Raw genomic sequence first — 25,016 nt, forward strand, 5'->3', positions numbered from 1 at the left:
AGGAATGGTTTCTGAAAATTAGAATCCCTTGATTACCAGAAGGCTTCCGATGCCGATGGCGAGCCACAGGATCACGCCCTGGATAAAGGGCTTGGGACCGCACTTCTGGAGAGCAGCCTTGGAGAGGCCTGTACCAATAAGGAACAAAGTAACGGCAAAGCCACGCTTGGCGATGGCGACGATGGTGGTGCCGACTGCTGCAGGAACGCCGATGGCCGGGAACAGGTAGGTGTTAATGACCATGGCGATGGCGAACAGGAAGATGAACCAGGGGACCACATTCAGCTTGCCCTTGCCGGCGTTCTTGCGGAAGAACAGCATGGTAACAAGAGCCAGGGGCAAAATCCAGAGAGCGCGGGTGCACTTGACCATGGCGGCCACCTGCAGGGATTCGTCGCTGTAGGCTGCTGCTGCACCCACCACGGAACTGGTGTCATGGATAGCGATGGCTGCCCATTCGCCGAACTGCTGGTTATCGAGACCGAAGAAGTGGCCCAGGGGAGGGAAGATGAGGAGAGCCAAGGCGTTCAGCACGAAGATGGTGCCCAGGGACATGCTCATCTGCTTGTCGTCGGCGTCTACAACGGGAGCGACTGCCGCGATGGCGGAACCACCGCAAATAGCGGTACCGCTGCTGACCAGGTAAGAAGTCTTGGAATCCACCTTGATGATCTTGCCTACGACAAAACCTAGAACCATGACGGTGGCCACAGAGATGATGGTGAACATCATGCCGTCCTTACCGCTGGCGAGAGCCGCCTGCAGGTTCATGCCGAAGCCCAGGCCAACCACGCAACCCTGAAGCAGATACTTCTGGGTCTTCTTGGCGAACTTGGGGAAGGCTGGACCGCCAAAAACAAAGGCGTAGACGATACCTGCCATGAGGGCCATCCAGGATGCTACGCAGGGGCAGCAGGCTGCAAGAATTAATGCGACAAAGGCGATTTTTGCGATTTTTTCTTTCATGTTTTCCTCTTGATGGATTCGTTAATCCGTAGGGAGTACTCTGTTTTTTCTAATAAAAGCCAGTGTTTCTTTTTCGCCCTTTTCCGCAAGCATGGTCAAGAGGTACAGAAGTTTCTTGTAGGTGTTCTCTTCCATCTTTTCGCGGGCAGTACTCTTGGTCAAGTACATCAGGGGTGCGGTGCGGTCGTAATCCTTGCCGCCGTAGGTCTTGGAGGCGGCCACGCGGTCGCAGAACATTTCCTTGATGTAACGGTCGGGCATCGGCATGGGCACGATTTTCTTCGTTGCCATTTCGTAGTCGTACCAGAATTCAAAATGATGCTTGTTTCTGCCCTTGTGATGCATCCAGGCCAGGCTGTAACCTGTATCCCGACGCTCTCCATTGTTAGGCGATTCCTTTCCGGTATAATATTTGCAACCGGGAATGAATTCCGTGGGGCTGTACTTGGAAAGATCGTGGAAAAGCCCCTGGAAACCGATACCCGCCTTGAAGCAGAGGCGAATCACTTCGTTCCTGTGCCTTGTGATGGTAATGAAATGTCGGATAGGGTGAAACATGAACGCAAATTTAGAAAAGAGAGGGGAATTAGTGAATAGTGGACAGTGAATGGTGAAGAGTGTGGCGTCATTCTGAGCGGAGTGCGAAGCACGGAGTCGAAGAATCCAGGGACTTAGATATGAATTATGAGATATGAACTACGAATTATAAAGTTAGGCGCCTCCGGCGCGATTATGATAACTCATATCTGGTATCTGATAACTCGTATCTGCTTTCTAGCCATGAACACATGGGTATGTATCAGTGCAATAGCACATCAAAAGGGGGAAACACCGGGTATGTTTCAAAGCAATAGTCAAAACGTTCTTCTCTCGCTGGTCTACAATCCGAGCATGGGGTCGAGATAACGGGCGCCGAAGTAGTCCATAGATCCAATCATAGGAGATTTCAGGGACTTGGAACGGTCCTCGATGAGATTTCCCTCGGAATCGTAGACGAAGGTGCCAGGGGCGAACGCGGCTCGGTATACCAACTTCGATTACGAAGCCAAATCAGTTCGTTGCGTCAAGGACTAAAATATAATCCGACATTCAAAACAAGGAGCCAGACGGGAAATCCCGCTGGCTCTTTTCTCAAAACTCTTATATTTGTCTTGTGACTTGTAAGAATTCCTTCGATTTCATTGGCGATATTCACGGGCATTGTGAGTGTCTGAAGGCCTTGCTGAAAAAGCTGGGCTATGTGGAGTCTGCGGGTGCGTTCCGTTACCCGGGCAATGAACGTATGGTGGTGTTCCTTGGGGATTATGTGGATCGCGGCCCAAATGTGCGTTCCACGCTGAATTTGGTGCGGGCCATGCGGGATGCGGGTTCTGCCATTGCCCTTATGGGAAACCATGAATTCAACATGCTCAGTTTTTGGCAGAAGAACGAAGGGCCCCGCTACCTGAAAAAGGTGGGGCAGAATTATCTTCGTGAGCATACCTTCAACAAGGTGGCGGTTCATTCCAGAACGGTGACGGATTTTGTGGGGCGCAAGGATGAATTCAAGGAGATGAAGGAATTCGCCAAGACCTTGCCCTTCTACCTGGAAACGGAAAGTTTCAGGGCTCAGCACGCCAGTTTTCATCCGCGGGCTGTTGAGCTGCTGAAGGCTGCGGGCATCCATTGCTTTGCCGACGGAAATTTTGACGAATTGATTTTCCGTGCCAATGATGAAGACAATGAATATGGGGATTCCCTTTTCTGGCCTATCGATATGCTGTTGAAGGGACCGGAAATGGAACTGCCTAACCGTCAGTTCTTCTTTGATGGTGAAAATGTTAAGCGTTACAGGACCCGCTTGCGTTGGTGGGTGGACCCTGCTAAGGCCTCTTTGCAGGAATTGAGTTTACAGCCGGGTGTGACCATGCCCGAGGGTTGTGACGTAAAACCGGAAATTCGTTCTCGCGGCTTTTATGGGGAGGACGAACGCCCTGTATTCTTTGGACATTATTGGCTGACGGGTGAACCCCGCCTGATTCGTCACAACGTTTGCTGCCTGGACTTTAGTATCGCAGGGCACCTTGGAAATGGTCGGCTGGCCTGCTACCGCTTCGACGGGGAACAAAAGCTGGACGAATCTAAATTCGTGTGGGTCGGACGATGACCCGCATCTCCGCCGCTTTAAGGAAATTTGCCTCCCTGAAGGTAACCTGCGTTTTGCTGGTGGCTTTTTTGTTGCTGACTTTCTGGGGGACTTTAGGGCAGGCTGCTGCTGGGAACGAGGGGGCCGCTTTGGCGGCGGATCGTTTTTTCGGTAGTTATTTTTTATGGGCGTTAGGCGTAGTACCGCTACCTGCTTTTAAAACGTTAGCGGTTGTGGGGGCCTTACATCTTGTTGCCTCCATGATGTACCGCATGCCGCGGATTTTCTCTCGGGTGGACTCGGGCAGGCTTGTTCCCTCAGGTTGGCGTAACCTAGGGCTTTATGGGATGCACATTGCCCTGCTGGTTCTTTTGGTGGGAAGCCTTGTGGGTTCTGAGTTCCGCCAGGAATACAATGGTTTTCGCGCTGCTGAATCCTCAAAGCCCATTACATTCTACACTGTTGACGATAGCTTGAATACAAGTGCGGTGGAGGTAGGGGAGGGCTATCCCTATTTTACGTTCTACAAGGGCCAGGTGGATATGTTCGGCATGAAGGTGGATCTTTACACCGCCACCTACGATCCCTTCAAGTTTGTGCCTTACGCCTTCATGGTCTTGTTTTTGTTAAGTGCCATTTTCCATTATGCTGTAAAGGTCTGCCGTAGTCATGGGAATCGCGTAGGGCCAAGAACGAATGTGGTAAAGGTTTTACCGGCTCTTTTAATCGTCATGGCAGGCATGATTTGTACGCCTAGAGCAGATGCGACTGAAATTGTCTTTATCCCTGATAGTGTAACCGCTGGAGTTCTCGATGCACCCGAAGATCCTGTGCTTGTAAATGGTGTTTTGCGTCCCTATGATTCTTTCGCTCGTGGGGTGTTGAATGAATTTAGCGGTCGCGTGACTCATAAAGGCCGCTTTGCAGATGGCTCTGCTTGTAAGATTCTGTATTTTATTCAAATTTCAGATTTTGAGAAGTTTGTTTTAGAAGAAAAAATCTTTAAGGTTCTGCGCAGTGATGTCCTGCAAGCGCTGAATTTGCCTGAAGGCGAACGTTACGTCAGTTATAATGAGTTGAATAAGTCCCGTGGACAGTTGGAAATTTATGCTAGCCGTAAGGACGGTCATCCCGCCACACAGGAAATGCAACGTCTCCTAGCCAATCTTCAACTTTTTGAAGCTATACAACGTGGTGACTATCATATGGCTGATGTTACGCCAGAACAGACGAAAAAGTTTGGTGTAGAGGTCTTCTACAACCACGCCAATTTTGCCCTTATTGCCTTTATCCTGGCGTTCCTCGGCTGCATCCTGGCTTCCGTCAATTCCGTTTTCAAGAAGCGTGCGCTTGATGTGGCGGCGAACTCGGCTTCAGCGGCTGTGGCGGTGACACTCTCCATTGCCTTCGCCCTGCGTCTTTATATTACGGGCCGGCCGCCTCTTTCTAGTTTGTATGAAATTGTGCTGTTGGTGGCCTTGCTTTTGGAAGCCTTTGAATTTGGTGCGTTCATTTTTTGCAAAAAGCGAACGTTCTCCCTAATTATTCCCGTGACCTTGATGGCTGCGGTTCTGCTGTTCTTCGCTAAGTTTATCTTGGAACCGGGCGATTTGTTCCAACCCATTCCTGCTGTTTTGAATTCCGGTGTGTTCCTAACCCTTCACGTTTTTACCATTGCATTGGGCTTTGCGGGAATGATTCTTTCTGGCGTTGTAGCCCATGTGGCGCTGTTCCGCCAGACTCGATATCCTGAGGCTACAGAAAAAATCCAGAACATTTCCAAACTGCTTTTCGGTACCTTGGTTTTCGGTGCAGGATTCTCCATTTTGGGAACCTTGCTTGGTGGCGTGTGGGCGGATTATGCCTGGGGGCGTTTTTGGGGTTTTGACCCTAAGGAATGCGGAGCCCTTTTTGTTTGCCTGTGGGCCATGCTGACCTTGCATCTTCGTGGCGGTCGCCTTGTTGGCGAACGGACCTTCGCTCTGTTGAATAGCTTTAATGTGATTATCACATTCCTTTGCTGGTTTGGCATTAACTTGCTGGGTGTTGGGCTTCATAGTTATGGCTTCCAAAGCGGAACCGTCATATGGCTTTTGATCTTTATTCTAGCTGATCTTGGTGTGATTTTTTATTTGAATAGTCATAACCGGGGAACTTTAAAATTATGATTTATGAATTACGAATTACGAAATGGAAAATCTCGACGTAGCCGACTAATTTACTCTCGTACATCATAATTCGTACTTCGTAATTTTCTAAATTGTATTCCATGCTACAATGGGATACTTTGCTTTCTGCTACGCGTTATGGGCACCCTGCTGATCAGGACCCGAACCGTTCTGATTTTCACCGCGATTATGACCGCATTGTTTTTTCTACGGCATTTAGGCGGTTGGGCCGCAAGACCCAGGTGCATCCTTTTTCTGTAAATGACCATGTTCACAGCCGACTGACCCACAGTATCGAAGTCAGTAGCGTTGGCCGTAGCCTGGCCATTACAGTTTATCACCTGATCAAGAAGTACCTGCCCAAGTACATTAACGAATACCAGTTCGGTACCATTGTACAGTCTGCTTGTCTTGCCCACGATATTGGCAACCCTCCCTTTGGTCACGCCGGTGAAGCCGCCATTCGCGAATGGTTCCGCAAGAACCGCCATTCCCCGGCCATGCAGGATTTGAAACCCGACGAAATCGCCGACTTCGAAAACTTCGACGGTAATGCCCAGGGCCACCGCATTTTGAGCAAGCTGGAATACCACTTCCTTGATGGTGGTATGCGCCTGACTTATGCGACTATTGGAGCCATGATCAAGTATCCCCAGTTGGCCAAGTTTGGAACTCCCACCAGCCTTTTCTCTACCGAGGCGGATCTTTACCGCATGACGGCCTACACCTTGGGCCTCCCGGAACTGGAAACGGGCAAGTGGGTCCGTCATCCGCTGGTTTACCTGATGGAAGCGGCCGACGATATCTGCTACAGTATTTTGGACGTGGAAGACGCCATTGAACTTGGCATTTTGACTTTCGGTGACGTCAGGGGAATGTTCAGCTACCTGTGTGGACCGGACGTAGATATTGACCGCGAATATCAGGAAAACGGCCAGAACTTCCGTGACTTCCTCAGCAGTATCCGCGGCCTGGCCATCCAGAATCTGATTGATGATGTGGCTGTGACTTTCGTAAAGCATTACGAAGAAATCATGAATGGCGAACCGGTAAAACATCTGACGGACCTGTCTAAGTCCGAGGTGATGGACGGCATCAAGATTGCCAAGCGCCTGGGCGTAGAACGAATTTATCCCGACCGCCGCAAGACGGAACTGGAAGTGGGTAGCTATACCACCCTGAGTACTGTATTGGACGCCTTCATCAATGGTGTTTATGACTTCCGCAAGAACGGTAAGAATTCCTACCGCGCAGACCGAATTGTACGTCTGATCGGCCAGGCGAAAATCGGCCAGAGCGTAACGGCCGCCGAAGCTTACCACCAGGTGCTGGATTTTGTCAGCGGAATGACCGATAATTATGCAACCTACTTGGCACGCCAGATTGGCGGCTTGGCCATGGGTTACTAAGAGTGTGTTATGATTTGGCTATTTGACTATGACCTTACCATTTATGGTGCCGATGAACATAATGTCATCGATTCCCTGGACCATCGCATTTCGTTGATGGTGCAGAAGGCAACCGGTACTGACTTTGAAACGGCTCACCAGATCCGTAAGGATTACCTGAAGCGTTTTGGTACCACATTGGCGGGCCTCCAGGCTATGCACGGTGTGGATCCGGAAACCTTTTTCGATTTCATTCATGAACCGGAATATCTGACTTACCCCAAGCATTCTCCGGCAAAGGCGAACCTGATTATGGGGCTTGCCGGACACCGTTTCGTGTTTACCAATGGCCGCAGGGACTGGAGCGAAGCGGGCATGGAACATATGGGGGTGCGTCAGTGCTTCGAGGATGTTTTCGACCTGAAGCAGATGGACTGGATTGGAAAGCCCCACGACAGCGCCTACGAAAAGGCGGAACGCTGGTTGGCCAAGAAGGTCCCCGAGATGTTCTTTGCCAACGGCACTCCGGCGGATCCTTCCCAGATTGTACTGCTGGACGATTCTGTCCGCAATCTGGAACCTGCCCATCGTCGCGGCTGGACCACCATTCTGGTGAACCCAGTTCCCGACGTGCCTAGCTGGGTGAACTTCTATATTCCCTCCCTTTTGCATTTGACAAGTATCTTGCCGGATTTGGCAAAGAGAATGAAGTAATATGCTTGAACTTTTGTCGATGGAGTTTATGCAGAACGCCTTGGTGGCGGCAGTCCTGGTGGCTGTGGCTTGCGGCGTCATGGGAACTTTTGTGGTGGTGAACCGCCTGACTTCCTTGGCAGGGGGCGTGGCTCATGCCTCTTTTGGCGGCGTGGGTCTGGCGGCTCTACTTGGATTCTCTCCTATGCTGGGCTCCCTGGGTTTTGCGGTGGCCTGTGCCATGCTCATGGGCATTCTCACCTGGCGAGACCGAAAGAACTCCGATACCTTTATTGGCGTCATCTGGGCTGGCGGTATGGCCCTGGGCGTGATCCTCACGGACTTGACTCCCGGTTACAGTGGCGAAATGATGAGTTTTCTGTTCGGTAGTCTTCTGACGGTACCTTCGGAACTGCTGTATTGGATGGTGGCACTCCTTGTGGTGATTCTTGTGGCCGTGGTGGTCAACTTCCGGAAGTTCCTGGCCATCTCCTACGATCCTGAATTTGCCCGGGTGCAGGGATTGCCTGTGCTGACTTACTATATGGTCCTGATTGCGCTGATTGCCTTGACTGTGGTTATTGCGGTGCAGGCTGTGGGCATGATTCTTGTGATTGCCCTGCTGACCATTCCCGCCTATATTGCGGAATGCTACGCCAAGAACCTGGCCCAGATGATGGTCATGTCGGTGGTGTTTTCGCTGGTCCTTGTGGTGACCGGGCTTATGTTGGCCTGCCAGTTGAACTTTGTGGTGGGGCCGACAATCATTGCCTGTGGCGTCCTTGTTTATGCGCTTCACTTTGCTGTAAAGAAATTGCGTAGGGCTTAAGGAGTTCTAAATGAAAAAGTCAAGTCTGTTTTTTGCTCTGTTGGTGGCTCATTGTTCGCTGTTCATTGCGGCTGCGGTGGCCTTTCCGGAACCTGCTTCCCGTAACGGCTTCAGCAACATGACCGTCAAGACCGAGTATTCCGAATTGCTGCAAGAGAAGAATGCCCGCAACGATTCCCTGTTGCCGGCCCTGGATGGCGACAAGGCTTTTGCCGAAGTGCTCCGCCTGAATCCTAACTTCTGGAGCCTGGGCGGTATGATGGATAAGGAAGCCTCCCTGGTGACCAAGCTGAACGCCCGTGTGATCTACATTGACGGTATCCGCGAAGAACCTTTCTGTAACCTGGACAAGAACTCCGGCAGTTCCGCCGGCGAATGGAATGTGAGCATTGGCGTGGACTTTGTGTCTGGCGGTTCCAATACGGTTCATATCCACGTGCAGCAGTGCCTTGACTACGTTCGCGACCAGCTGGGCTATGCCGTCAAGAAGGGCGACAAGGTGGTGGTGATTCCGCCCAAGAAGGTGCTGGATAAAATCAAGGAAAGCGAGATTCCCGATGCCATCGATATCGATATGCAGCAGACCTTGCTGAAGGCCCACGAAGATGTGAACATTTCTGGCAAGTGCCCCAAGGATATCGACGCCTACATCATTCTTCGCAATGTGTATGAACAGGTAAAGAACTTCAAGATGGATTATGTTGTCATTAACGACCAGCTGAACAAGCAACGCAACGGCGCCGGCCGTGTGCAGTCCTGTTCCTTTAGCCGTGAATGGAACAAGAAGTATCAGGAAAGCGCCAGCTTTGAATGCGACATCGACCATGACAAGTGTGTTTACCGTCAGGAAAACGATGGCGACACGGAATGGTCCATCAACTACGAGAAAGACCGCTTCGAATATATCAACGACACCTTCCTTTTCTTTGACCTGAATCCCAAGAGCATCCATAAGGGTGGCAAAATGCTGGACCTGCGACTGCTCCGTCTATCCAGTTCGCTGTACCTGGAAGCTTACCTAAACTCCAAGGGGGAACCTGTTACCCTGGGTCTGGTGATCGTTCCTGGCGAAAAGACCATGGATGATTACGATGATGGCGAAGAAGAAGAGGGGATGATGATGGAATAGCCCTAGGTGCTGTTGACCATCCAAGTAGTTTTTTATATATATCTGTAGAGAAAGTTTAATCAAGGAGAATTTTATGAAGAGTGTTATCAAGGCTTCTTTGTTTGCTGCCGCATTCGGTATGGCAGCCTCTTCCGCTTTCGCCGAAAGTGAATCTTTCGGTGGTATTGGCGTTACCATTTATCAGCTCCGCGATGGTGTTAAGGTTGCCGAAGTGATTCCGGGAACCCCCGCTGCCGAAACCAAGCTCCAGGCCGGTGATGTGATTACTGCTGTAGACGGTGTCAGCCTGAAGGGTCAGGACATTGAATTTTCTAAGGAACAGCTCCGCGGTCAGGTGAACAAGCCTCTTGAAATCACCTATATCAGCGAAGGCGAAACCTATACCGCTACCATCCGCCGTGCCCAGATTACCGTTAAGGATCTGGACTCCAAGAACGTAGAAGCCTGGTATGGCAACAAGACTGAATTCGAAGCTGCCGAATTGGAAACCTACGCCAGCGCAAGTCAGTCCGACAAGCAGCTGGTGGCCGTGCTGAAGCATGGTAATGCCATCGGTTCCGGCGAAAAGGTAAACGCCACCAACCTGAACGGCATCTATGTAGAAAAGGCAAACGAATTTGCTCCCAAGGTCAAGGCTTCTACCGGCAAGGTTGGCTCTGCTGCCTTGAAGGGCTTTACCCGCTCTGCAATCAGCTTCAATGTTAAGTCTGAAGGTACTGCCAACATTACCATCATGAATGCCGATGGTGCCGAAGTGGCCCGCCTCCAGGAAAACGTGGTGAAGGGCTTCAACACCGTGAAGTGGAATGGCGAAGCTACCCCGGCTGGCCGTTACATGGTGACCATCGAACTGAATGGTTCTGTAAGCGGTAAGAATGCCGTGCTGAAGTAATTTCTGCTTAGACAATCTGCTTTTATACAAATTAACAATAAAAGTCTGCGGTAATTCGCAGGCTTTTTTCATATCGTAAAAAACTTCTTTTTTCCCATTATTCTAAATTTCCCCGCCGAAGTGATTTTATCTAGAACCCATAGGCACTTTAGTGCAATTCTGTGGGCTGTTTTGTTGTTTTTGACAGCCTTGGCTCCTGCCGTGTTCGGTCAGGAGTTGACCCGCTTTGAACTGGAGGAGCGGGAACAGGTGGAAGAAGACACCACAGAAGTGGATTGGATGAATGATACCACAGGGACGGATACCATTGAGTATCGAGCCGTGGACCTGGAATATAATGTGGAAACGGCAACGTTCAACTTGAACAACAGCGCCCAGTTGAAGTATAGGACGGCCACCCTGGATGCAGACACCATCATGTTCGACCAGGAAAATGCGGTGCTTATGGCCAGCGGCGATCCGGTGCTGAGGGAGACCAAGAATCCCTCCTTGTCGGGTATGCGGTTGAAGTACAACATGAAGAGCCGCATCGGTGAAATCTATTACGCTACGACATACCAGGATAACCAGCAGCTGAACGGCATGGAAGTGAGACGTTTGCCCGACCAGCGAATTCAGATTGCCCGTGGCGACTTTAGTACCTGTAACGATTCCACGCACCAGCACTTCTATTTCTATGGCCGTCGAATGGTGGTGAAACCCAAGGAAACCATTACTGCCCGACCGGTGGTGCTGAACATTGCCGACGTGCCTGTGGCCGTACTCCCAATGATTGTGGCTCCCCTGAAGAGTGGCCGTAAATCCGGTATTCTGACTCCTAAGTTCGGTGGCGACCAGAAGCAGGGCTACTACATGAGTAACCTGGGTTTCTACTACGCGCCCAACGACTACTGGGATGCCACGGTGAAGGGCGATATTATTGAAGGTGAAGAAGCAAGATTTGAACGTTCAACCTTGACCGGGGAAGTCCGATACAGGAAACGTTATGTGCTGGATGGAAACATCTCCTATACGTCTTACCTGGAAGAGTTTGACTTTGGAAATAGCGGCTACGATATCCGCTTCAGTCATAATCAGAACTTGACGCCCGATGGCAAGCACACCTTGAGCGGTTCCGGCTCCTTCGTCAGTAGCCAGAGTGTCCGTAAGGATAACGCCCTGGATGCCGAAACAATCTTGAACCAGCAGGCCAACGCCCAGTTGACTTACTCCGGAAAATTCGGAACCAACAAGAGCTTGACGGTAAAGGCTAGCCAACAGCACAACTTGGTGACGGACCTTATGGAACGTCAGATTCCTGACGTGCAGTACCGCATGAGCGGCCAGCTTTTCGAGTTCGAAGTCGACGAAGACGAAATCGCTGCCGAAGATGGATCTATCCAGTCGTACCTGGAAAAGTTTAACTATAGCTTTAACAACCGCTTTAACTACTACACCCGCAGGGCCCAGGATACCATCAACGAGACGGATACGACGGCTCAGTATGTGGGTTACACGGGAACTTATTCTTTAGACTATTCCGGTCATCTTTTCGACGTAATCAACCTGACGCCTCGCGCCACCTTCACGGGTTATTGGACGGGTACGGGCTGGATCAATCCCGAAGATTCCCTGAAGTACCGCAAGCGTTATCTGTTGGATCCCGAACACGATGACTACGGTCAGTTCGCCTACAATCACAATTACAGCATTACTGCCGATACGAAACTCTATGGTATCTGGGTTCCCGAAATTGGGCGGTTTACCGGTGTGCGTCATGTGCTTTCTCCCAGCGTTTCTTACACTTACGCTCCTGAAATCGATACGGTCAAGAAGTTCGCTCCTCATCCGTTGCTGGGGCAGACTCCCTATCAGACTAAGCAGAAAACGGTTGGCTTTGGCCTGAATAATGACTTTGACATTAAGTACTTGAAGGTGGCTGGCTACAAGCCCGATACTTCAAAGGGCGATACCGCCAAGGCTGTTGAAGATCAGTATGGTACCCGTCGTCTCTTGACGACTCGCCATAACGTGTCCTACAACTTTGCCGCAGATTCCCTGAACTTCTCGGATATTACGTCTAGCTTTGGCTTCCAGATTCTGCCGGATTACCTGTTTACCATCAATACCCGTCACAGTTTCTATCACAAGTATACCGAGGAACCTAATAAGGTCCAGGTGCCTGAGTTGACTTACTGGGGTTATGACTTCTCCAAGCATTTTAGCTGGAGTGGTGAATTCAACGGTGGTCTTCCGTCGCAGATGGAAAAGTATGAAATGCTGAAATGGACTTTTGGCCTCGATTACAGTTATTCCTTTAGCAGTAGCCGAGTCTCTAGGGATTTGTTCCAGGATCAGGTGACCCATTCTACAGGCATTAGCGCAAGCCTTCAGCCGACGCGTAACTGGGAAATGACTTATAGCACCCGTTACAACTATAACGAAGGCCGCTTTGTGACCCATAGCTTTACCTTTAACCGTGTACTGCATTGCTGGCAACTTGACTTTAGCTGGACTCCCACGGGACCTGCGGCTGGATGGAGCTTCTCCATTTATGTGCGTGATTTGCCTGACCTGAAGCTGAATGCCGGTAGTACGGAAACGTCAAAATAACTGTTTGGTAAGTTTATATGAAAAGTCAGATTGTACTAGGTAGCGGTTCTCCCCGCCGTTCTGAAATTCTGAAGCTGATCGGTGTAGATTTTCGTGTGGTGGTTTCCAACGAAGAGGAAAATCCCAAGTCTACCAATCCTCTGGAATTCCCCAGGGAAAATGCGACCATTAAGGCCCTTGCGGTTTCCCGTATGGAAAGGGGGGCGGTGGTGCTTGGCTTTGATACTTTGGTGTTCCTTGATGGGGTTCCTCTTGGAAAGCCGAAGAGCGAGGCGGATGCTCTTGATATGTTGTCAAAGTTGAACGGTCGTGGCCATAAGGTGATTACCGGGGTGGCTATCGCTCGTGATGGGAAACTTCTTGCGGCATCTGAAGAGGAAACAGAGGTTGTTTTTAGAAACAACACATTACAAGAGCTTCAAGAATATGTAAATTCTAGAGACCCTATGGATAAGGCTGGTGCTTATGGTATTCAGACTGCAGGCGCCCGACTTATACAAGGTATTAACGGATGTTATTACAACGTTGTGGGTCTGCCTGTGGCGCGGACCTTGCAGATGTTGAGTGATTTGAAGGTTGAGGTGTAGAGAAGTCTATGAACGTTGAAGAAAAGAGACCTGAAGAACGTCTGGGCGAATATATTGCGCGAGTTCGTGAATCTCGCGGCATGTCTGTTGAAGAGCTTTCTGCAGCTACCAAGGTGGCTGTGTCTTATGTGAAGTCTATTGAAGCCGGCGACTGGAAGGCTTTCCCGGTGGCTGCCTATGTACGCGGTTATTTGAATTCCATTAGCGTTAAGTTGAATTTGGATTCCGCCCAGGTTTTGTCTAGCTATGCTGCCGAAAGCGGTGCCAAGCTGAGCAATGATTTTGCCGATGTTTCTGACGGAAAGAGAATTGCTCCGGTGACTGAAGCGGAAACCAGGAAAAAGAGTAAGGCAGTGCCTATCGCTATTCTCTTGCTCGTACTGGCATTCCTAGTCGCCTCTCGTTTCCTTGATTTGGAAGCTCTTGCCGAGCAGGCTTCTTCTCCGGCACCGGCTACTGCAGTCGTGGTTGAAGACACCACCGATTCTCAGGAAATTCCTGATGGTGCCGAGGTGATTCCCGCTGATTCCCTGCAGAAGGATTCCGCTGCTGTTGATTCTACCGAAAAGACAAATGTTGTAAGTCAGGCTGTTGTTGACGAAGCTGTAAAGAAGTCTGACCTGCCCGCCTCTGCAACCATCTTTATCTCTTCTGATTCCAAGACTGATTCGGCTAAGGTTGAAGAGACCGCTGCAGAAGAAGCTAAGGCCCCCAAGACCAAGAAGACCAACTTCCTGCTGGTGGGTTCCGGTGAATCCCTTTCCTGGGTTGGCCTCAAGCGTCGTGAAAGCGATAACGCCTTCCTGAAGGAAGCCAACATTTCCCGCGCCGGTGTCAAGATGGTCTACAATACTACTGATACCTTGTGCGTTACCATTGGCGATCCCAAGGCTATTGCCAAGATGTATCTGAATGGCGTTGAAACGGCCCTGCCCGAAATGAAGTTTGGCCGCGTGACCCGTTTCCGCGTGTTTGGTGGCAGAATCGTAAAGTAAAGGATTCCTATGCGTACTTCCTCTATTTCTAGAAAGACTAACGAAACTGACATCACCTTGACTTTGAACCTGGACGATTGCACCCACGGCAAGATTAGTTCCGGTAATGGCTTCCTGGATCACATGCTGAATCTGTTCCAGTGCCATGGTGGTTTCCACCTGGATTTGACCTGCAAGGGTGACGTCGAAGTGGACATGCACCACAGCATGGAAGATATCGCCATTGTTCTTGGTCAGGCTCTGGTTGAATGCCTGGGCGACAAGAAGGGTATTGAACGCTATGGTTTTTACTTTGTTCCCATGGACGAAGCATTGAGCCGCGTTTGCATTGACTTTAGCAACCGCATCGGTTTCGTGTGGAATGTGAAGCTCCCTGGTCCTACCGCCGGTGGTATCGAAGCTAGCATGTTCGAACATTTCTTCAAGAGTCTTGCCGAAAATGCTCGTATGAATCTGCATGTGGAACTGTTCTATGGTAACGACAACCACCATTGCCTCGAAAGCATCTTCAAGGCATTTGCCCGTTCCGTGGCTATGGCTGTGGCTCCCTCTCGCAACGTGAAAGGCGTCCCCAGTTCCAAGGGCGTGCTGTAAGAGAGCAAAGAACTAAAAGATTAAAGCAAAGAAGGCTTGCGGCATTCGCCCGCAAGCCTTCTACGAATTAATAAGCCAGGCGCCTCCGGCGCGACTATAAAAACTCATAGCACACAACTGAAAACTCACCGCTGAAAGGAGCCGCAGGCTCCGCCCTCTAAATCTTCGGGACTCTGACTTTGTCGCCTGCGTTCAGGTGTTCCAATGCGACGCCTGCGTTTACTGACTGCAGGGCCGAAAGTACGTAGAAGCGGGGGAGGTTCTGGACTCCGGCACCATAGGTCTTCTTGAGAAGCTTGAACAAATCGTCGCCGTCGGCTGCGGTAACGGTCTTGTAAAGGCTGGAGTTAGACGGGTCGGACTGCAACTTGGAGAGGGCTTCGCTGAACTTGTTGGCGAAGTTCTCGGCGCCGGCGCTCTGGCTATTGGCGAAGACGTTGTTGTTCTTCTTGGCGGAATTCTTGGCAACCTGGTTTGCGAAACCCTTTTTGGGTTCCTTCTTGCCGGTGACTGAACCTGGCAACTGGAACACGGGAGCCTTGAAAGTGTTCATGGAAATGTTGGCTTCGGCCTCTTTTTTCTGTTTGACCGGCTCCTGTGACAGGATTTCTTCCAGGTTAGCGATGTATGTGCTGTCAGGCCACTCCACTAGGGGCATCTTCTGGTTAATGACGATGATTTTGGCGATGGGGGTGTCATTTCCGCAGGCAACCATGTTTGCGGTTACGAAAAAGGCGGATCCAGCCAGCAAAATACCTGTAAAAAATCGTTTCATGGGTTCAAAAATACTAATTTCCCTTGCCAAAATGGCGAAAAACATCTAAATTTAGGTTCTCTAAACAACTACTTCACAGGAAGTTATACAATGAAAGAAGGTATCCACCCTAACTATCAACCGGTCGTGTTCGTCGATGCGAATACGGGTAAAGAATATATCACCCGCTCCACGAAGTCTTCCGCCGAAAAGAAGACTATCGATGGTGTAGAGTACAGTGTGATCTCTCTCGAAATTACTGCAGATACCCATCCGTTCTGGACTGGTAAGCAGCATCGCGTGGATACCGCTGGCCGTATCGATCGCTTCAACAAGCGTTTCGCCGGCAACATCACTGGTGCAAAGCGCAAGACTCGCAAGGCAGAACGCCCGGCAGCTGACGCTGAATAATTGGACTTGTTCCGCTGCCTCCCTTCCAAACAAAGGGAGGCTTTTTTAATTTTGCAGCACCATAAGATTTATCAATAAACTCAACAAGGATTGTTATGAAGAAGCAACTCACAATTTGCGCCGCTGCTCTCATTGCCATGGCAATGACCGGTTGCGAAAAGACTGGCACCATCGAAGGTGTTGTCCTTGATCCGTTTACTGGCAAGGCTATCGAAATGCCCACCGTTTGGATGGACTCTACCATCTACGGTACCCAGAATCCCAAGTATCCGTACAAGGGTGAACTGAAGGAAGGTAAGTTCAAGTTTGAAAAGGTTCCCGTTGGCAGCTACCTGATCAAGGCTCGTCGTTCTAAGTACATCCTCGGCCAGCAGCGCATTGCTACCGCCGACGAAAACCCGAACATTTCCGTGACCCTGTATGAATACAGCGATCAGGTTAAGCCGGGTCTGTACAAGACTGGTACCACCGAAGGTCCCGAAAAGATTGAAAACCAGTGGGTGATCTACTCTACCACCTGTAACGAATCTGTTGCTGGTTATCGTCTGACCATGCCCATCGATACCGATGCTGGCAAGGTTCCTGGCAAGAAGGACAAGAAGAAGAAGCCGGCTAAGGCTGTTAAGGTTTCTAACCTTCCCGCTCCGTTGGCCATGGGCAGCGCACTTGACGTTTACTATGTGAACGCAAGCTCCGTTACCTCTCCGCTGGTTGCTACTGCTTTCGCCGCTGTTGAAGGCAAGATTGCTGACCACGCTGACTGTAAGGGCTTTGGCGCCGACGAAAAGAACGGTCTCTTTGTTGACAAGTCCAAGAGCACTGCTCTGACTGTTGAATACAAGGCTGAAAACTTGTTCGAAGTCAAGGGCAACCTGCCCGCAGGCAAGCAGATCATCCAGCTGTCTCAGGACGGCAAGACTCTGCAGACCTACTACTTTGAAGTCAAGTAATAGCTAATCGCTTTGAGCCCTGTAACCGTCTAGGTTGCAGGGCTTTTTTAGTACTCTCTGTGTGACCAAAACGTGACCGGACTTGGCTGTCTGGTCGCTTTTTTTGTTGACGTTTGTATATTTTAGTAAGGGGGGATATTGTACGTGAATTATCCCTGAATATGGGGGCCGTGTGGCTTATTGTTGCCATTTGCGCGCCGCAGTCTCTTAAATGTTGCTTTTGGTTGAATTTGATTTTTGTAGCGATAGTGGTTACCGCAAGCTGATTGTGTAACGAAAGAGCACCCGCTACCTATGCGGGCGCTCTTGATTTGTTTCATTACGTTTGCTGACTCCATGAGCCAATTTGGTCTTCATAGAGGTTTACTAGAACAATGCCTGGGGCAAGATATGCAAACTCATAACCATAGAGGGTGAAGTCAATACAGGCAGGTGGTTTAGTGGCTTTGGGGGACTTATAGTAGTCAAATGAGTTTGCTTTAGTTTTTTCTTGCCCCTTTTGTGGTTTCCCTGGGGGAGCTCTTCGAGTGAAGGATTTTCCTAGAAGGGGAAACATAAGATCGTGAATTGAAGAAATGCCGTGCACTACGCTTCGGTAGAGGTGAATAGTTTCACGGAAACCGTAGGCCGCACGATACAGCTTAAAGAACATAGAGCTCTTGTTGGCGCAGGATACCTTTATCAGGATATTCCCCTCGTCGGACACATATTGGAAGCCCATGGAAAAGCGTTCGGTTGTCTTTCCGTTCCATGCGAGAGCATAGACTTTACGAGCACGTTGTTCCCAGTCGATGTATTGCCTTTGGGCGTACTTGTCTTGATATGGTGTAGGACGTTCGATAAGGATCGCTACGATTGTTAGGTTACTCATTGAAGTCTCTTTTTTGCGGCGAGAAGGTTAAGCCAGTCATCAAGTTTTTTTCGCCATTTTCCTTCTAGGGGCTCATGATATTTTTCCTGCCAGTAGTAGTTGGCGTACCTGTAGTCCTTTTGCTCGTGGATATGGCGGAGTACAAGGGGACCTAACTTAATAATGGCGTCGAATTTATTTGCGAAGGGCTCGGATAGCCACTTATCAAAGGTCAAGCTAATCTTTTTGGATGTATAGGCTTTGAAATTTTTGAGAATTTCGTCTTCAACAGGTTGACCCCGGAAGGCGGAGATGTTATTTAGGATCCTATTTTCTGCAACCTTTATTTCTTTTTCTGCGACTGTTATCAGCTCACATGCAATGCTGCTTTGGGTTTGGAAGGTTTCCTTTTCGAGCTCGTGAATGTTTATTGGTGGGACTGCGGGAACTACATCGTTCAGGAGGTGTGCTGTAGGGTATGGTATCCCAGTGGGGTTGTCTATGAATTTGAATAGTTTTAACCCATACTTGTCCTTGACCACGGGCATGTATTGGAATTGATGATTTCGGAAGCAAGAACAGTCTGGCTTAATTCCTTCAATTGTGAATGTTGATTCTGCGTTTTTCTCAAATGCGCGAGTGCGCTGGACGGCCGGAATTGGGGCGTCTAGCCTTAGAACCACTCTTAATCTAGGATTGGTAAAGGAGTGCTTGAAAGTGGTGAAAAGGAAGTAGTCGTAATTCTTAAAGAAGTTCCTAACGGTTTGAATTTTTACGCCGTCGTCGTAGTCGATAATGACGAAGGTTATGGCGGTCATGGTATCCTTATCTTGGCTCTTCCACTTGTTGCATTGGCAGAATCCAATTTGGAATAGGGGCGCTTTTTCCTTGTCTCCTACAAGAGGTGTCTTAAATAGGGTTTTGAGCGTTTCGTAGTTTGGTATTTTGTGAACGTTGAATGCCGAATTCTTCCCATTTTTTCGAATAACAAGAAAACCCAGCGGTGGTTCCGTTTTTGCTTTCTTCATTTTTTTCAATTTTCGGGAAGTCTTCGGCATTTGAGTGTAGTCGCGAGAGGATAAATATTGGCCTTGTGCTATATGATATTCTCAAAAAAAAAGCCGGTCTCTATAACGTTTTCAGAGATTATTTCTTTTGAAAGAACTTTTGACCCGTTTTTGTTGAGGAGATTGATGCTCGTATATGGAGGCAGGTCATCAAGTCTTTTTTGAAGACGCTCTTGTGTCCTGATTTCTTCAATACTAAAGAATAGCATGTCGGAGCAGAATCTGGCACCGCTATATTTATAATTTAACCAGGGGCCTACATTAGAGGAATTGATGGAACTGTAGATGAAGATGAAACAGAAACGTTTGTTTTTGAATTCCCCGTTATCTGCATATAGACGGAACATGTATTTAAGCGCATCATTGAAATTTTCAAATACAACTACAAAAACACAGCGTTTTGTGGGCTCTGCCTGTGGGATTGCGTATGGCAGAAGCGATTCAATTTTGTATTTCCTAATGCTAAATTCGGCTATAATTTCTGCAGTTATGCGGGCACTTTTATCGGGGGTGACTGTAAACGAAAGAATGAAATTATTATTTGTGTTAAGAAAAAAATCGATTTGCATCCAGATTCCTTTGTCGCAAATGAAATAGTCATGTTGGATATCAGATGACATAAAAGTCTCTTTTTTATGGTGTATGGCTAGAAACCCCTGCTTTGTTGGCAGGTTGTTTTTTGTGGGTGTTTGAAATGAGGGCTAACTGGATTGGTACAATTCGTAGTCTGACTTTCGTCTGACTGAGTTTATGTACTGATCCAGATCATCCTTCTTGAATGCGAGTCGGTTTCTCAGTTTGACGGAGGCAATTTCGTGGCTCGAAGCCATTCGATACAGAGTACGTTTTGAAAGCTTTGTGTACAGAGCCGCTCCCTCGACATCAAGGACTTCGGGTGAATCCTTCTTGTTTAGGTGATCCTGCAAAACTTGAAGAACAATCTTTTGCAGTTCCTTCCAGAAGGAGGCATCAAAGTCTTTTGAGGTGAATTGCATCTCGTTTTCCCGTTGAATTAACTCGATGGAAACAAATGTACCTTGTTTTGGAGACGGAAAAAACAGCTTTGAAAAAGAGCTGTTTGTAGCAAAAAACATTGCTTTTTACGTAGAAAAGATGATTTTGAATTAAAAAAGACAGTTTTGAAAAAAACGGGTATATTTATTTAGGAAATGCCCCCGGGGGTATTTTCCCAAAATGTTTAAACTTTTTTGAGGGTTGTATGCAGGGATTGTCTTTCAAAGTGATCGAACTTGGCTTTTATGATGCCAAGGATTTGACCCTGTTCCTTGAACTCAATCCAGGAAGACGTTTTGAATATGTCCGGCGTTTTAAGTTGCCCCGTTTCGAGGCTGTATCCTCCGTTTATGAAAATTGTCTCCTGTTTGATTTTTTTGGTGTAGATCGCGAAGGGTTTGTGATTGGAAAAGAACCTCACGAATATCTTTTTCACCTGCTAAAAATTTTGGGGCTGATTGTCTATGAAAAGGAGTCCACAAATCTCCCAATAGTAAACTATCACGACTTCTTTTTAGAGAATATCGTTGTTGCCCCTTATTCTTTAGGTAACGGAATAGAGACACTTAGAGTTGTCGGTAGTAAGTCTGTTTTCAATGGACGGCTAAATAAGAATGCACTCACAGAGGCAAGAAAGAAAGCTTTACGACTATTTAACAATGAGGAAAAGGATGCCGTTGACGCCAAACGAGCCTACAGAAGATTTATTTCCTCCCAGTTGACTGTGTACAAACAGACTGAAAATCGTGCTTGCGGTTACGTTAAAAAATTAATGGCGTCCTTCAAGAAAGCTGTGTATGTTGGCTCTGACTATAAAACGGGAGGGGAATTTTTTAATCGCCTCAATGTGTTAAATCCGCAGATTGTATACGAGTGGACTTGCGGAATGTTTCAAAGAGAGTCTGAAAATGTGCGTGGGCTAGGAGCCTATTTGCAACAAATAGAGTTGTCCGTTAATCGATTGCTATTCAATAAGACGCCTTTGTCTGGTGTCGAAAAAGAACGGACAAGGATGCTCCTTAAGGAAAACATTGTGTCAGCAAAATCTCTGTTGAGGAACGAAGATCCAGAAGGAGGGTTCGTGAATGCTGTTGAGGCACAAGGTGTAATTCCTTCTGTTACTTCGCTGTTCTTAGATGATTGCTGTAACGAGGGATTGCTAGAATACAAAATCTCCGAAAATGGAGAACGCTTATACAGTATTCGTGATTTGTTCCCGTTGCGGAATTTGGTTTTAGCGATGGCATTTGTTGAAGAAAGACTTCAAGGAAAAGAGCCGGATGACGAAGGTTCTATAAGGCCTAATGAAATGAAGGAAAAATGGTAGTTGCTTTCCGTGAGCTACGTGCCTCGTGATTTTCCGGGCGTGTTCCGTTCCCGCGCTTCGCGTTCCGTTTCACGTTCCGCTTCACGATCCTAGAATATGAGATTTGCCAGATTGCAAATTTGGCGAAATAATCCGATTTTCTGCGAGAATAGGCTATTCTTCTCGTTATTAGTATCCGCTAAAATCTGCATGAAAAGGGCTTTTTTCTAGGAAATTGCAATCTGACTTTAGAACGCAAGGAGGAGGGGTGCCGCTTATGAGCCCTTGTGTTATAAGGGATCACGGCTTGTATTGGTTGTTTTGAGTGCATAGAAAGGCGTATAAATCGGAATATATGCCGGGGCGCGGCGGGCCGGAGCCATAACCCTTTTTCGTCTTTAAGGGAGATTCGTGTGTGAACGCTTTCGGGACTGAGTTATCCTGGACCTGCTTTGTAAACGGAGGCTCTTGGTTCCGCGTTCACGCGGAGCGTTTCTTACGATGAAGCCTTTGTTCCGGGGATTGGAGTACTCCGCGTTCCCCGCGGGATTACGGGTCCGTGCATCGGGAGCGTTTCCCGTTCCCGGACTTACGCGTTCCCCACGGAAGTTCCCGGGGCTTTCGTGTTGCTGATACTTTGGAAAGTTGCAGCAAATGTCGCTCGTTAAGCGACTTCGGGATACGACTCCCGAAGTATATTATACCTACGACTCGTAGAATACTCGGAGGTGATTATGGATAACAACGTTGTCGATACACAGTTCTGCTTGCATTACCACGGAGAGGACGAATGTCCGTTCCGTGACGAGTACAAGGCTCGTGTGTGGATGGCTGAACTACACGCCTGCAAGAGCGACCTCGGGACTCCCCGCGAGTTCCTCTCATTCGTGTGTGCCTACATCTCCAAGTGGGACCCCTATACGTTTCAGGCTTTCCTTGCTCGTTATATCTCCAAGTACCCCGAGGTCTCGGTGAACGAAAAGGCAATGGTCGCTAGAACATACGAGGTTACCTACGATGAGTCCCTTGTCTACGAGAAACCCCGAGGTCGGACTATCTACGAGTCTCGTAATGATGGCGGCTACTTCGGGAGTAACTCGGGCGTTCTGCTCTATACAGATGGTAGACTCTACGAGGTCACGAGCTCTTCACCCGAGCCTAGGATTTCCTTTGGGTTTCCTGCCTACCGCCTTTTGGGTACGTGCCGAGAGATGGGGCAGAAGGTCAAGGCCTATCTCTTGGTGCATAGAACCGAGGTTATGGCGTTGCCTGCTCAGGCCGAGTGCTGGGATATCCTTGATGGGGCCACCTATGAGATAAAGTTCTTGTCCAAGACTTGCAAGGGCTATATGCTTCCCGAGTCGGAGGATGGTGCTGCCGTGGTGGAGATGGCCTCCCGAGTGGTGAGGCTCGTCAGGTCCTTTGGCTACTTGCGCGAAGAACAGTACGGATGGGCGGAAGAATAACTTTTTGTTGATTGACAACTTTTGGCATCGGGTACGATATATATTCGTAGGAAACCAAATGGAGGTTACAATGGCTAGATATCTGATTAAGGATGTGAAGTGTGGTGTCGTCGATGGTGGTGTAGGTCCTTGTGGACCTGGCCCCAGCGTGGTCGTTGCCGAGGTGGAGTTGCAGTCGGAGGCTGGGGGAGCCTTGTTCCTTTCCCTTGCAGAGTGCGACGGCATCCCGAATATGTACAAGACCTCAGCCAGCACTTACGACAAGCATTTCGAGGACACGATTGACGAAGCCTTCTTCGAGGAACTGAATGCAAACGGATACGTTGACGGACTCGGGTGTTCCTACGAGGAGTTCTTTGAGGAGACCGATCACGAGTTCTATCAGGAGTTCCGATACCTGATTTACATCGTTCGCAGCGACTGGGACGAAATCGATCGCTTCAAGGCCGAGACTGTCGGCAAGTGGCTCGGGGACTTCGATATCCCCAAGAGCGATGTCGAAGAGGATTGGGAGTACGAAAAGGAATGCGATGACGCCGAGCCCGAGCCTGAGCCCGATTACGCATCTATGAAGCCTGCCGAAGCCTTTGAGGCTATGGTCGGCCACTTCATTTCTGACTCTAATCGTTGCCCCTTTGCCAAGGAAAACGGTGGCTCCTGCGACCGTCAGGCGAAGGCGTTTGATGGCTCCACTGAAACTTGCACGAGTATGCTGAAGTGCCACTTGCTCTACAAACGCTACAAGGAGTTCTCCGAGAACTAGCTTACCTCGACTCTCGGGGGCCCTACTCTTGTGTGGGCTAGGTCGTTGCCTCGTGCGTATCGTGGCTCTCGAACGCCTTTTGCTATGCTTTTATTTGACAAAACGTCGAGCATCTGTTGATATCAAAAAAGACGAGACTTGCATGGAAATCTTTTTAGTTATATTGCTTATGGTACATTGATGTTTAGTACGCTGTTTGTCGCACCTGCGAATTGTGCCGGGGCTACCACTGTGGTAAGCCCTTTTGTGGCATGTTCCCCTCGCTCTAGGGGAGGTTTTTGTTGATGCCTGAAGTTCTGTATAAATCCTCTTTGACTAGAGAGCCTTTCCTGTTCTACGAAATGCGTACAGTGAGTCGCCTTTTGGAGACTGGAATGGACCGATCCAGCATTGTTGAAACGATTGCTAAGCAGAACCTGTTCCAGTATCCGACGGAACGCTCCTCACAGCGTATGGCGAAGGCTTGCCTAGCTCGTATAGGATTCTTGCCTGATGCGGCACTGGTCCCGATTATCGCCTCTGGTCTTGTGGATGAGGCTAAACAGGCTTGTCTGTATGCTTTGATGCGGCAATATCGGTTGGTTTTGGACTTTATGGTCACGGTGGTTGGAGAGAAGTTCCGCACGATGGACCTGTCCTGGGGGCCTAGTGAGGCTCACAATTTCTTGACCCGATTAAGGGAGCAGAACGAGTCGGTTGCTGAATGGAGCGAGTCTACCACGAGGGAAGTTCGTCGCGTTCTGGTGAGGACGTTGATGGAAACTGGCTATTTGTCCGGATTAAAAGCCTCAAGCATCGAGCCTGTGACAATTTACCCGTCCGTAGAGAATGTTATACGCGCTGCCGGTGACATGACATATTTATCCGCTTTTAACTGCTTTGTGTAGGTTTGCAATGAAAGGTGATATCACTGAACGACTGGATAAACTTCGTGAGAAATTCCAAAATGCGGACTTTCTACAGGGCCATGGCCTCGCCAATGAGGTTAATATCAACATATTCTGCTATGACCCGAAAGATGAAATGGTCGTCCGCCATTTTGTATCTCAGGCTTTGTCTGACGCATCCTTGGCTTCTAAATGCAATCTGAAAGAATGCAACCTGTACAGGATTTTCCTTTCTATTTGCGATGACTTTGCAATTACGGCGGGAGCCCCTGATGTTGAAATTAAGCGTGGACGCGAGCACATGCTGAAGGTGTTGCAGCGTGCTGCCAACAATAAGTCCTTTGTGGCCAAAATGCAGTACCCGGATCATAAACTGGGTGATGTGTTGCTTTTGACTGGTGTAGGGGAGGCTTACCCGTACATGCGCATGCATTCCCTGCTGGAGGCTATCCAGCCTGAATTTTCCGATATCCCGGTGGTCGTTATGTATCCGGGTAAGTTCGACGGTCGAAGCTTGAAGTTGTTTGACAAGCTGATTCCTAACTCCTATTACCGAGCTTTTAACATTATCTAAGGTAGGTCACGATGGC

Annotated in this window: 25 protein-coding genes; 18 read left to right on the forward strand and 7 right to left on the reverse strand. The window is 48.9% G+C overall.

Annotation, left to right across the window (positions count from 1 at the left end; translation table 11 throughout):
• Positions 1-18: 18 nt before the first annotated feature.
• Complete coding sequence (locus tag BUB38_RS01825; RefSeq protein WP_083539596.1) at positions 19-966, reverse strand: YeiH family protein; 948 nt, start codon at positions 964-966, stop codon at positions 19-21.
• Between the two features lie 21 nt (positions 967-987).
• Positions 988-1,524 carry a DUF5662 family protein gene (locus tag BUB38_RS01830; RefSeq protein WP_073156207.1) on the reverse strand — a complete coding sequence of 179 codons (537 nt, stop codon included), beginning with the start codon at positions 1,522-1,524 and terminating at the stop codon, positions 988-990.
• 595 nt (positions 1,525-2,119) lie between these two features.
• On the opposite strand from BUB38_RS01830, the gene BUB38_RS01835 reads away from it, so the two are divergent.
• The 11 genes from BUB38_RS01835 (at position 2,120) to hisB (ending at position 14,958) form a co-directional block, all read left to right on the forward strand.
• On the forward strand, positions 2,120-3,112 hold the full coding sequence (locus BUB38_RS01835) for a metallophosphoesterase (RefSeq protein WP_073156210.1): 993 nt from the start codon (positions 2,120-2,122) through the stop codon (positions 3,110-3,112).
• Positions 3,109-5,259, forward strand: coding sequence for a cytochrome c biogenesis protein (gene ccsA, locus BUB38_RS01840; RefSeq protein ID WP_083541829.1), 2,151 nt, complete (start codon positions 3,109-3,111; stop codon positions 5,257-5,259). The genes BUB38_RS01835 and ccsA overlap by 4 nt, the downstream gene beginning before the upstream one ends.
• Before the next feature lie 119 nt (positions 5,260-5,378).
• Positions 5,379-6,668 carry a deoxyguanosinetriphosphate triphosphohydrolase gene (locus BUB38_RS01845; protein ID WP_254794845.1) on the forward strand — a complete coding sequence of 430 codons (1,290 nt, stop codon included), beginning with the start codon at positions 5,379-5,381 and terminating at the stop codon, positions 6,666-6,668.
• Positions 6,669-6,677: 9 nt separating this feature from the next.
• Positions 6,678-7,361, forward strand: coding sequence for an HAD family hydrolase (locus BUB38_RS01850; protein WP_073156218.1), 684 nt, complete (start codon positions 6,678-6,680; stop codon positions 7,359-7,361).
• A 1-nt stretch (position 7,362) separates the two neighbouring features.
• A complete protein-coding gene (locus BUB38_RS01855; protein ID WP_073156221.1) occupies positions 7,363-8,169 on the forward strand; it encodes a metal ABC transporter permease in 807 nt (268 codons plus the stop codon).
• A gap of 10 nt (positions 8,170-8,179) precedes the next feature.
• Complete coding sequence (locus BUB38_RS01860; RefSeq protein ID WP_073156224.1) at positions 8,180-9,298, forward strand: hypothetical protein; 1,119 nt, start codon at positions 8,180-8,182, stop codon at positions 9,296-9,298.
• 73 nt (positions 9,299-9,371) lie between these two features.
• Positions 9,372-10,190 carry a S41 family peptidase gene (locus tag BUB38_RS01865; RefSeq protein ID WP_073156227.1) on the forward strand — a complete coding sequence of 273 codons (819 nt, stop codon included), beginning with the start codon at positions 9,372-9,374 and terminating at the stop codon, positions 10,188-10,190.
• A gap of 171 nt (positions 10,191-10,361) precedes the next feature.
• Positions 10,362-12,782 carry a putative LPS assembly protein LptD gene (locus BUB38_RS01870; protein ID WP_254794846.1) on the forward strand — a complete coding sequence of 807 codons (2,421 nt, stop codon included), beginning with the start codon at positions 10,362-10,364 and terminating at the stop codon, positions 12,780-12,782.
• A 17-nt stretch (positions 12,783-12,799) separates the two neighbouring features.
• Entirely contained in the window at positions 12,800-13,369 is a 570-nt protein-coding gene (locus tag BUB38_RS01875; RefSeq protein ID WP_073156231.1) for a Maf family protein, read from the forward strand.
• 8 nt (positions 13,370-13,377) lie between these two features.
• Complete coding sequence (locus tag BUB38_RS01880) at positions 13,378-14,364, forward strand: helix-turn-helix domain-containing protein (protein ID WP_073156234.1); 987 nt, start codon at positions 13,378-13,380, stop codon at positions 14,362-14,364.
• Between the two features lie 9 nt (positions 14,365-14,373).
• Positions 14,374-14,958 (forward strand): imidazoleglycerol-phosphate dehydratase HisB, encoded by a 585-nt coding sequence (gene hisB / locus BUB38_RS01885; protein WP_073156236.1) that lies wholly within the window; start codon positions 14,374-14,376, stop codon positions 14,956-14,958.
• A 157-nt stretch (positions 14,959-15,115) separates the two neighbouring features.
• On the opposite strand, the gene BUB38_RS01890 is transcribed toward hisB, so the two are convergent.
• Positions 15,116-15,733: a hypothetical protein gene (locus tag BUB38_RS01890; protein WP_249269325.1), complete on the reverse strand. Its 618-nt coding sequence runs from the start codon at positions 15,731-15,733 to the stop codon at positions 15,116-15,118.
• Between the two features lie 90 nt (positions 15,734-15,823).
• On the opposite strand from BUB38_RS01890, the gene BUB38_RS01895 reads away from it, so the two are divergent.
• Both BUB38_RS01895 and BUB38_RS01900 read left to right on the forward strand, forming a co-directional pair.
• On the forward strand, positions 15,824-16,123 hold the full coding sequence (locus BUB38_RS01895; RefSeq protein ID WP_073156242.1) for a type B 50S ribosomal protein L31: 300 nt from the start codon (positions 15,824-15,826) through the stop codon (positions 16,121-16,123).
• A gap of 95 nt (positions 16,124-16,218) precedes the next feature.
• The gene (locus BUB38_RS01900; protein ID WP_073156244.1) at positions 16,219-17,073 is read left to right on the forward strand and encodes a hypothetical protein; all 855 of its coding nucleotides are present in this window, start codon (positions 16,219-16,221) and stop codon (positions 17,071-17,073) included.
• Between the two features lie 319 nt (positions 17,074-17,392).
• Here the strand turns inward: BUB38_RS01900 and BUB38_RS01905 are convergent, their stop codons facing one another.
• The 4 genes from BUB38_RS01905 to BUB38_RS01920 form a co-directional block, all read right to left on the reverse strand.
• The gene (locus BUB38_RS01905) at positions 17,393-17,944 is read right to left on the reverse strand and encodes a hypothetical protein (RefSeq protein WP_073156247.1); all 552 of its coding nucleotides are present in this window, start codon (positions 17,942-17,944) and stop codon (positions 17,393-17,395) included.
• Entirely contained in the window at positions 17,941-18,951 is a 1,011-nt protein-coding gene (locus tag BUB38_RS01910; RefSeq protein WP_073156250.1) for a hypothetical protein, read from the reverse strand. The genes BUB38_RS01905 and BUB38_RS01910 overlap by 4 nt, the downstream gene beginning before the upstream one ends.
• Before the next feature lie 68 nt (positions 18,952-19,019).
• Entirely contained in the window at positions 19,020-19,610 is a 591-nt protein-coding gene (locus BUB38_RS01915) for a hypothetical protein (RefSeq protein ID WP_073156252.1), read from the reverse strand.
• Positions 19,611-19,691: 81 nt separating this feature from the next.
• A complete protein-coding gene (locus BUB38_RS01920) occupies positions 19,692-19,985 on the reverse strand; it encodes a helix-turn-helix domain-containing protein (protein WP_170932279.1) in 294 nt (97 codons plus the stop codon).
• A gap of 224 nt (positions 19,986-20,209) precedes the next feature.
• Here BUB38_RS01920 and BUB38_RS01925 point away from each other — a divergent pair, with 224 nt between their 5' ends.
• The 5 genes from BUB38_RS01925 (at position 20,210) to BUB38_RS01945 (ending at position 25,000) form a co-directional block, all read left to right on the forward strand.
• Positions 20,210-21,331, forward strand: coding sequence for a hypothetical protein (locus BUB38_RS01925; RefSeq protein ID WP_073156258.1), 1,122 nt, complete (start codon positions 20,210-20,212; stop codon positions 21,329-21,331).
• 713 nt (positions 21,332-22,044) lie between these two features.
• Positions 22,045-22,776, forward strand: a complete 732-nt coding sequence (locus BUB38_RS01930) for a hypothetical protein (RefSeq protein ID WP_073156261.1) — start codon at positions 22,045-22,047, stop codon at positions 22,774-22,776.
• 70 nt (positions 22,777-22,846) lie between these two features.
• Positions 22,847-23,539, forward strand: a complete 693-nt coding sequence (locus tag BUB38_RS01935; RefSeq protein ID WP_073156263.1) for a hypothetical protein — start codon at positions 22,847-22,849, stop codon at positions 23,537-23,539.
• Positions 23,540-23,823: 284 nt separating this feature from the next.
• The gene (locus BUB38_RS01940) at positions 23,824-24,426 is read left to right on the forward strand and encodes a DUF1819 family protein (RefSeq protein ID WP_073156266.1); all 603 of its coding nucleotides are present in this window, start codon (positions 23,824-23,826) and stop codon (positions 24,424-24,426) included.
• A 7-nt stretch (positions 24,427-24,433) separates the two neighbouring features.
• Positions 24,434-25,000 carry a DUF1788 domain-containing protein gene (locus tag BUB38_RS01945; RefSeq protein WP_073156269.1) on the forward strand — a complete coding sequence of 189 codons (567 nt, stop codon included), beginning with the start codon at positions 24,434-24,436 and terminating at the stop codon, positions 24,998-25,000.
• The last annotated feature ends 16 nt before the right edge of the window (positions 25,001-25,016 follow it).

Origin of the sequence: Fibrobacter sp. UWH5 (assembly GCF_900142505.1) — a bacterium.
GTDB lineage: Bacteria > Fibrobacterota > Fibrobacteria > Fibrobacterales > Fibrobacteraceae > Fibrobacter.

Excerpts from the sequence above, each read along its gene's own strand:
- BUB38_RS01825 (WP_083539596.1), bottom strand. The coding sequence starts at position 966 with ATGAAAGAAAAAATCGCAAAAATCGCCTTTGTCGCATTAATTCTTGCA.
- BUB38_RS01830 (WP_073156207.1), bottom strand. The coding sequence starts at position 1,524 with ATGTTTCACCCTATCCGACATTTCATTACCATCACAAGGCACAGGAAC.
- ccsA (WP_083541829.1), top strand. The coding sequence starts at position 3,109 with ATGACCCGCATCTCCGCCGCTTTAAGGAAATTTGCCTCCCTGAAGGTA.
- BUB38_RS01850 (WP_073156218.1), top strand. The coding sequence starts at position 6,678 with ATGATTTGGCTATTTGACTATGACCTTACCATTTATGGTGCCGATGAA.
- BUB38_RS01855 (WP_073156221.1), top strand. The coding sequence starts at position 7,363 with ATGCTTGAACTTTTGTCGATGGAGTTTATGCAGAACGCCTTGGTGGCG.
- BUB38_RS01860 (WP_073156224.1), top strand. The coding sequence starts at position 8,180 with ATGAAAAAGTCAAGTCTGTTTTTTGCTCTGTTGGTGGCTCATTGTTCG.
- BUB38_RS01865 (WP_073156227.1), top strand. The coding sequence starts at position 9,372 with ATGAAGAGTGTTATCAAGGCTTCTTTGTTTGCTGCCGCATTCGGTATG.
- BUB38_RS01875 (WP_073156231.1), top strand. The coding sequence starts at position 12,800 with ATGAAAAGTCAGATTGTACTAGGTAGCGGTTCTCCCCGCCGTTCTGAA.
- BUB38_RS01880 (WP_073156234.1), top strand. The coding sequence starts at position 13,378 with ATGAACGTTGAAGAAAAGAGACCTGAAGAACGTCTGGGCGAATATATT.
- hisB (WP_073156236.1), top strand. The coding sequence starts at position 14,374 with ATGCGTACTTCCTCTATTTCTAGAAAGACTAACGAAACTGACATCACC.
- BUB38_RS01890 (WP_249269325.1), bottom strand. The coding sequence starts at position 15,733 with ATGAAACGATTTTTTACAGGTATTTTGCTGGCTGGATCCGCCTTTTTC.
- BUB38_RS01895 (WP_073156242.1), top strand. The coding sequence starts at position 15,824 with ATGAAAGAAGGTATCCACCCTAACTATCAACCGGTCGTGTTCGTCGAT.
- BUB38_RS01900 (WP_073156244.1), top strand. The coding sequence starts at position 16,219 with ATGAAGAAGCAACTCACAATTTGCGCCGCTGCTCTCATTGCCATGGCA.
- BUB38_RS01905 (WP_073156247.1), bottom strand. The coding sequence starts at position 17,944 with ATGAGTAACCTAACAATCGTAGCGATCCTTATCGAACGTCCTACACCA.
- BUB38_RS01910 (WP_073156250.1), bottom strand. The coding sequence starts at position 18,951 with ATGAAGAAAGCAAAAACGGAACCACCGCTGGGTTTTCTTGTTATTCGA.
- BUB38_RS01915 (WP_073156252.1), bottom strand. The coding sequence starts at position 19,610 with ATGTCATCTGATATCCAACATGACTATTTCATTTGCGACAAAGGAATC.
- BUB38_RS01920 (WP_170932279.1), bottom strand. The coding sequence starts at position 19,985 with ATGCAATTCACCTCAAAAGACTTTGATGCCTCCTTCTGGAAGGAACTG.
- BUB38_RS01925 (WP_073156258.1), top strand. The coding sequence starts at position 20,210 with ATGCAGGGATTGTCTTTCAAAGTGATCGAACTTGGCTTTTATGATGCC.
- BUB38_RS01930 (WP_073156261.1), top strand. The coding sequence starts at position 22,045 with ATGGATAACAACGTTGTCGATACACAGTTCTGCTTGCATTACCACGGA.
- BUB38_RS01935 (WP_073156263.1), top strand. The coding sequence starts at position 22,847 with ATGGCTAGATATCTGATTAAGGATGTGAAGTGTGGTGTCGTCGATGGT.
- BUB38_RS01940 (WP_073156266.1), top strand. The coding sequence starts at position 23,824 with ATGCCTGAAGTTCTGTATAAATCCTCTTTGACTAGAGAGCCTTTCCTG.
- BUB38_RS01945 (WP_073156269.1), top strand. The coding sequence starts at position 24,434 with ATGAAAGGTGATATCACTGAACGACTGGATAAACTTCGTGAGAAATTC.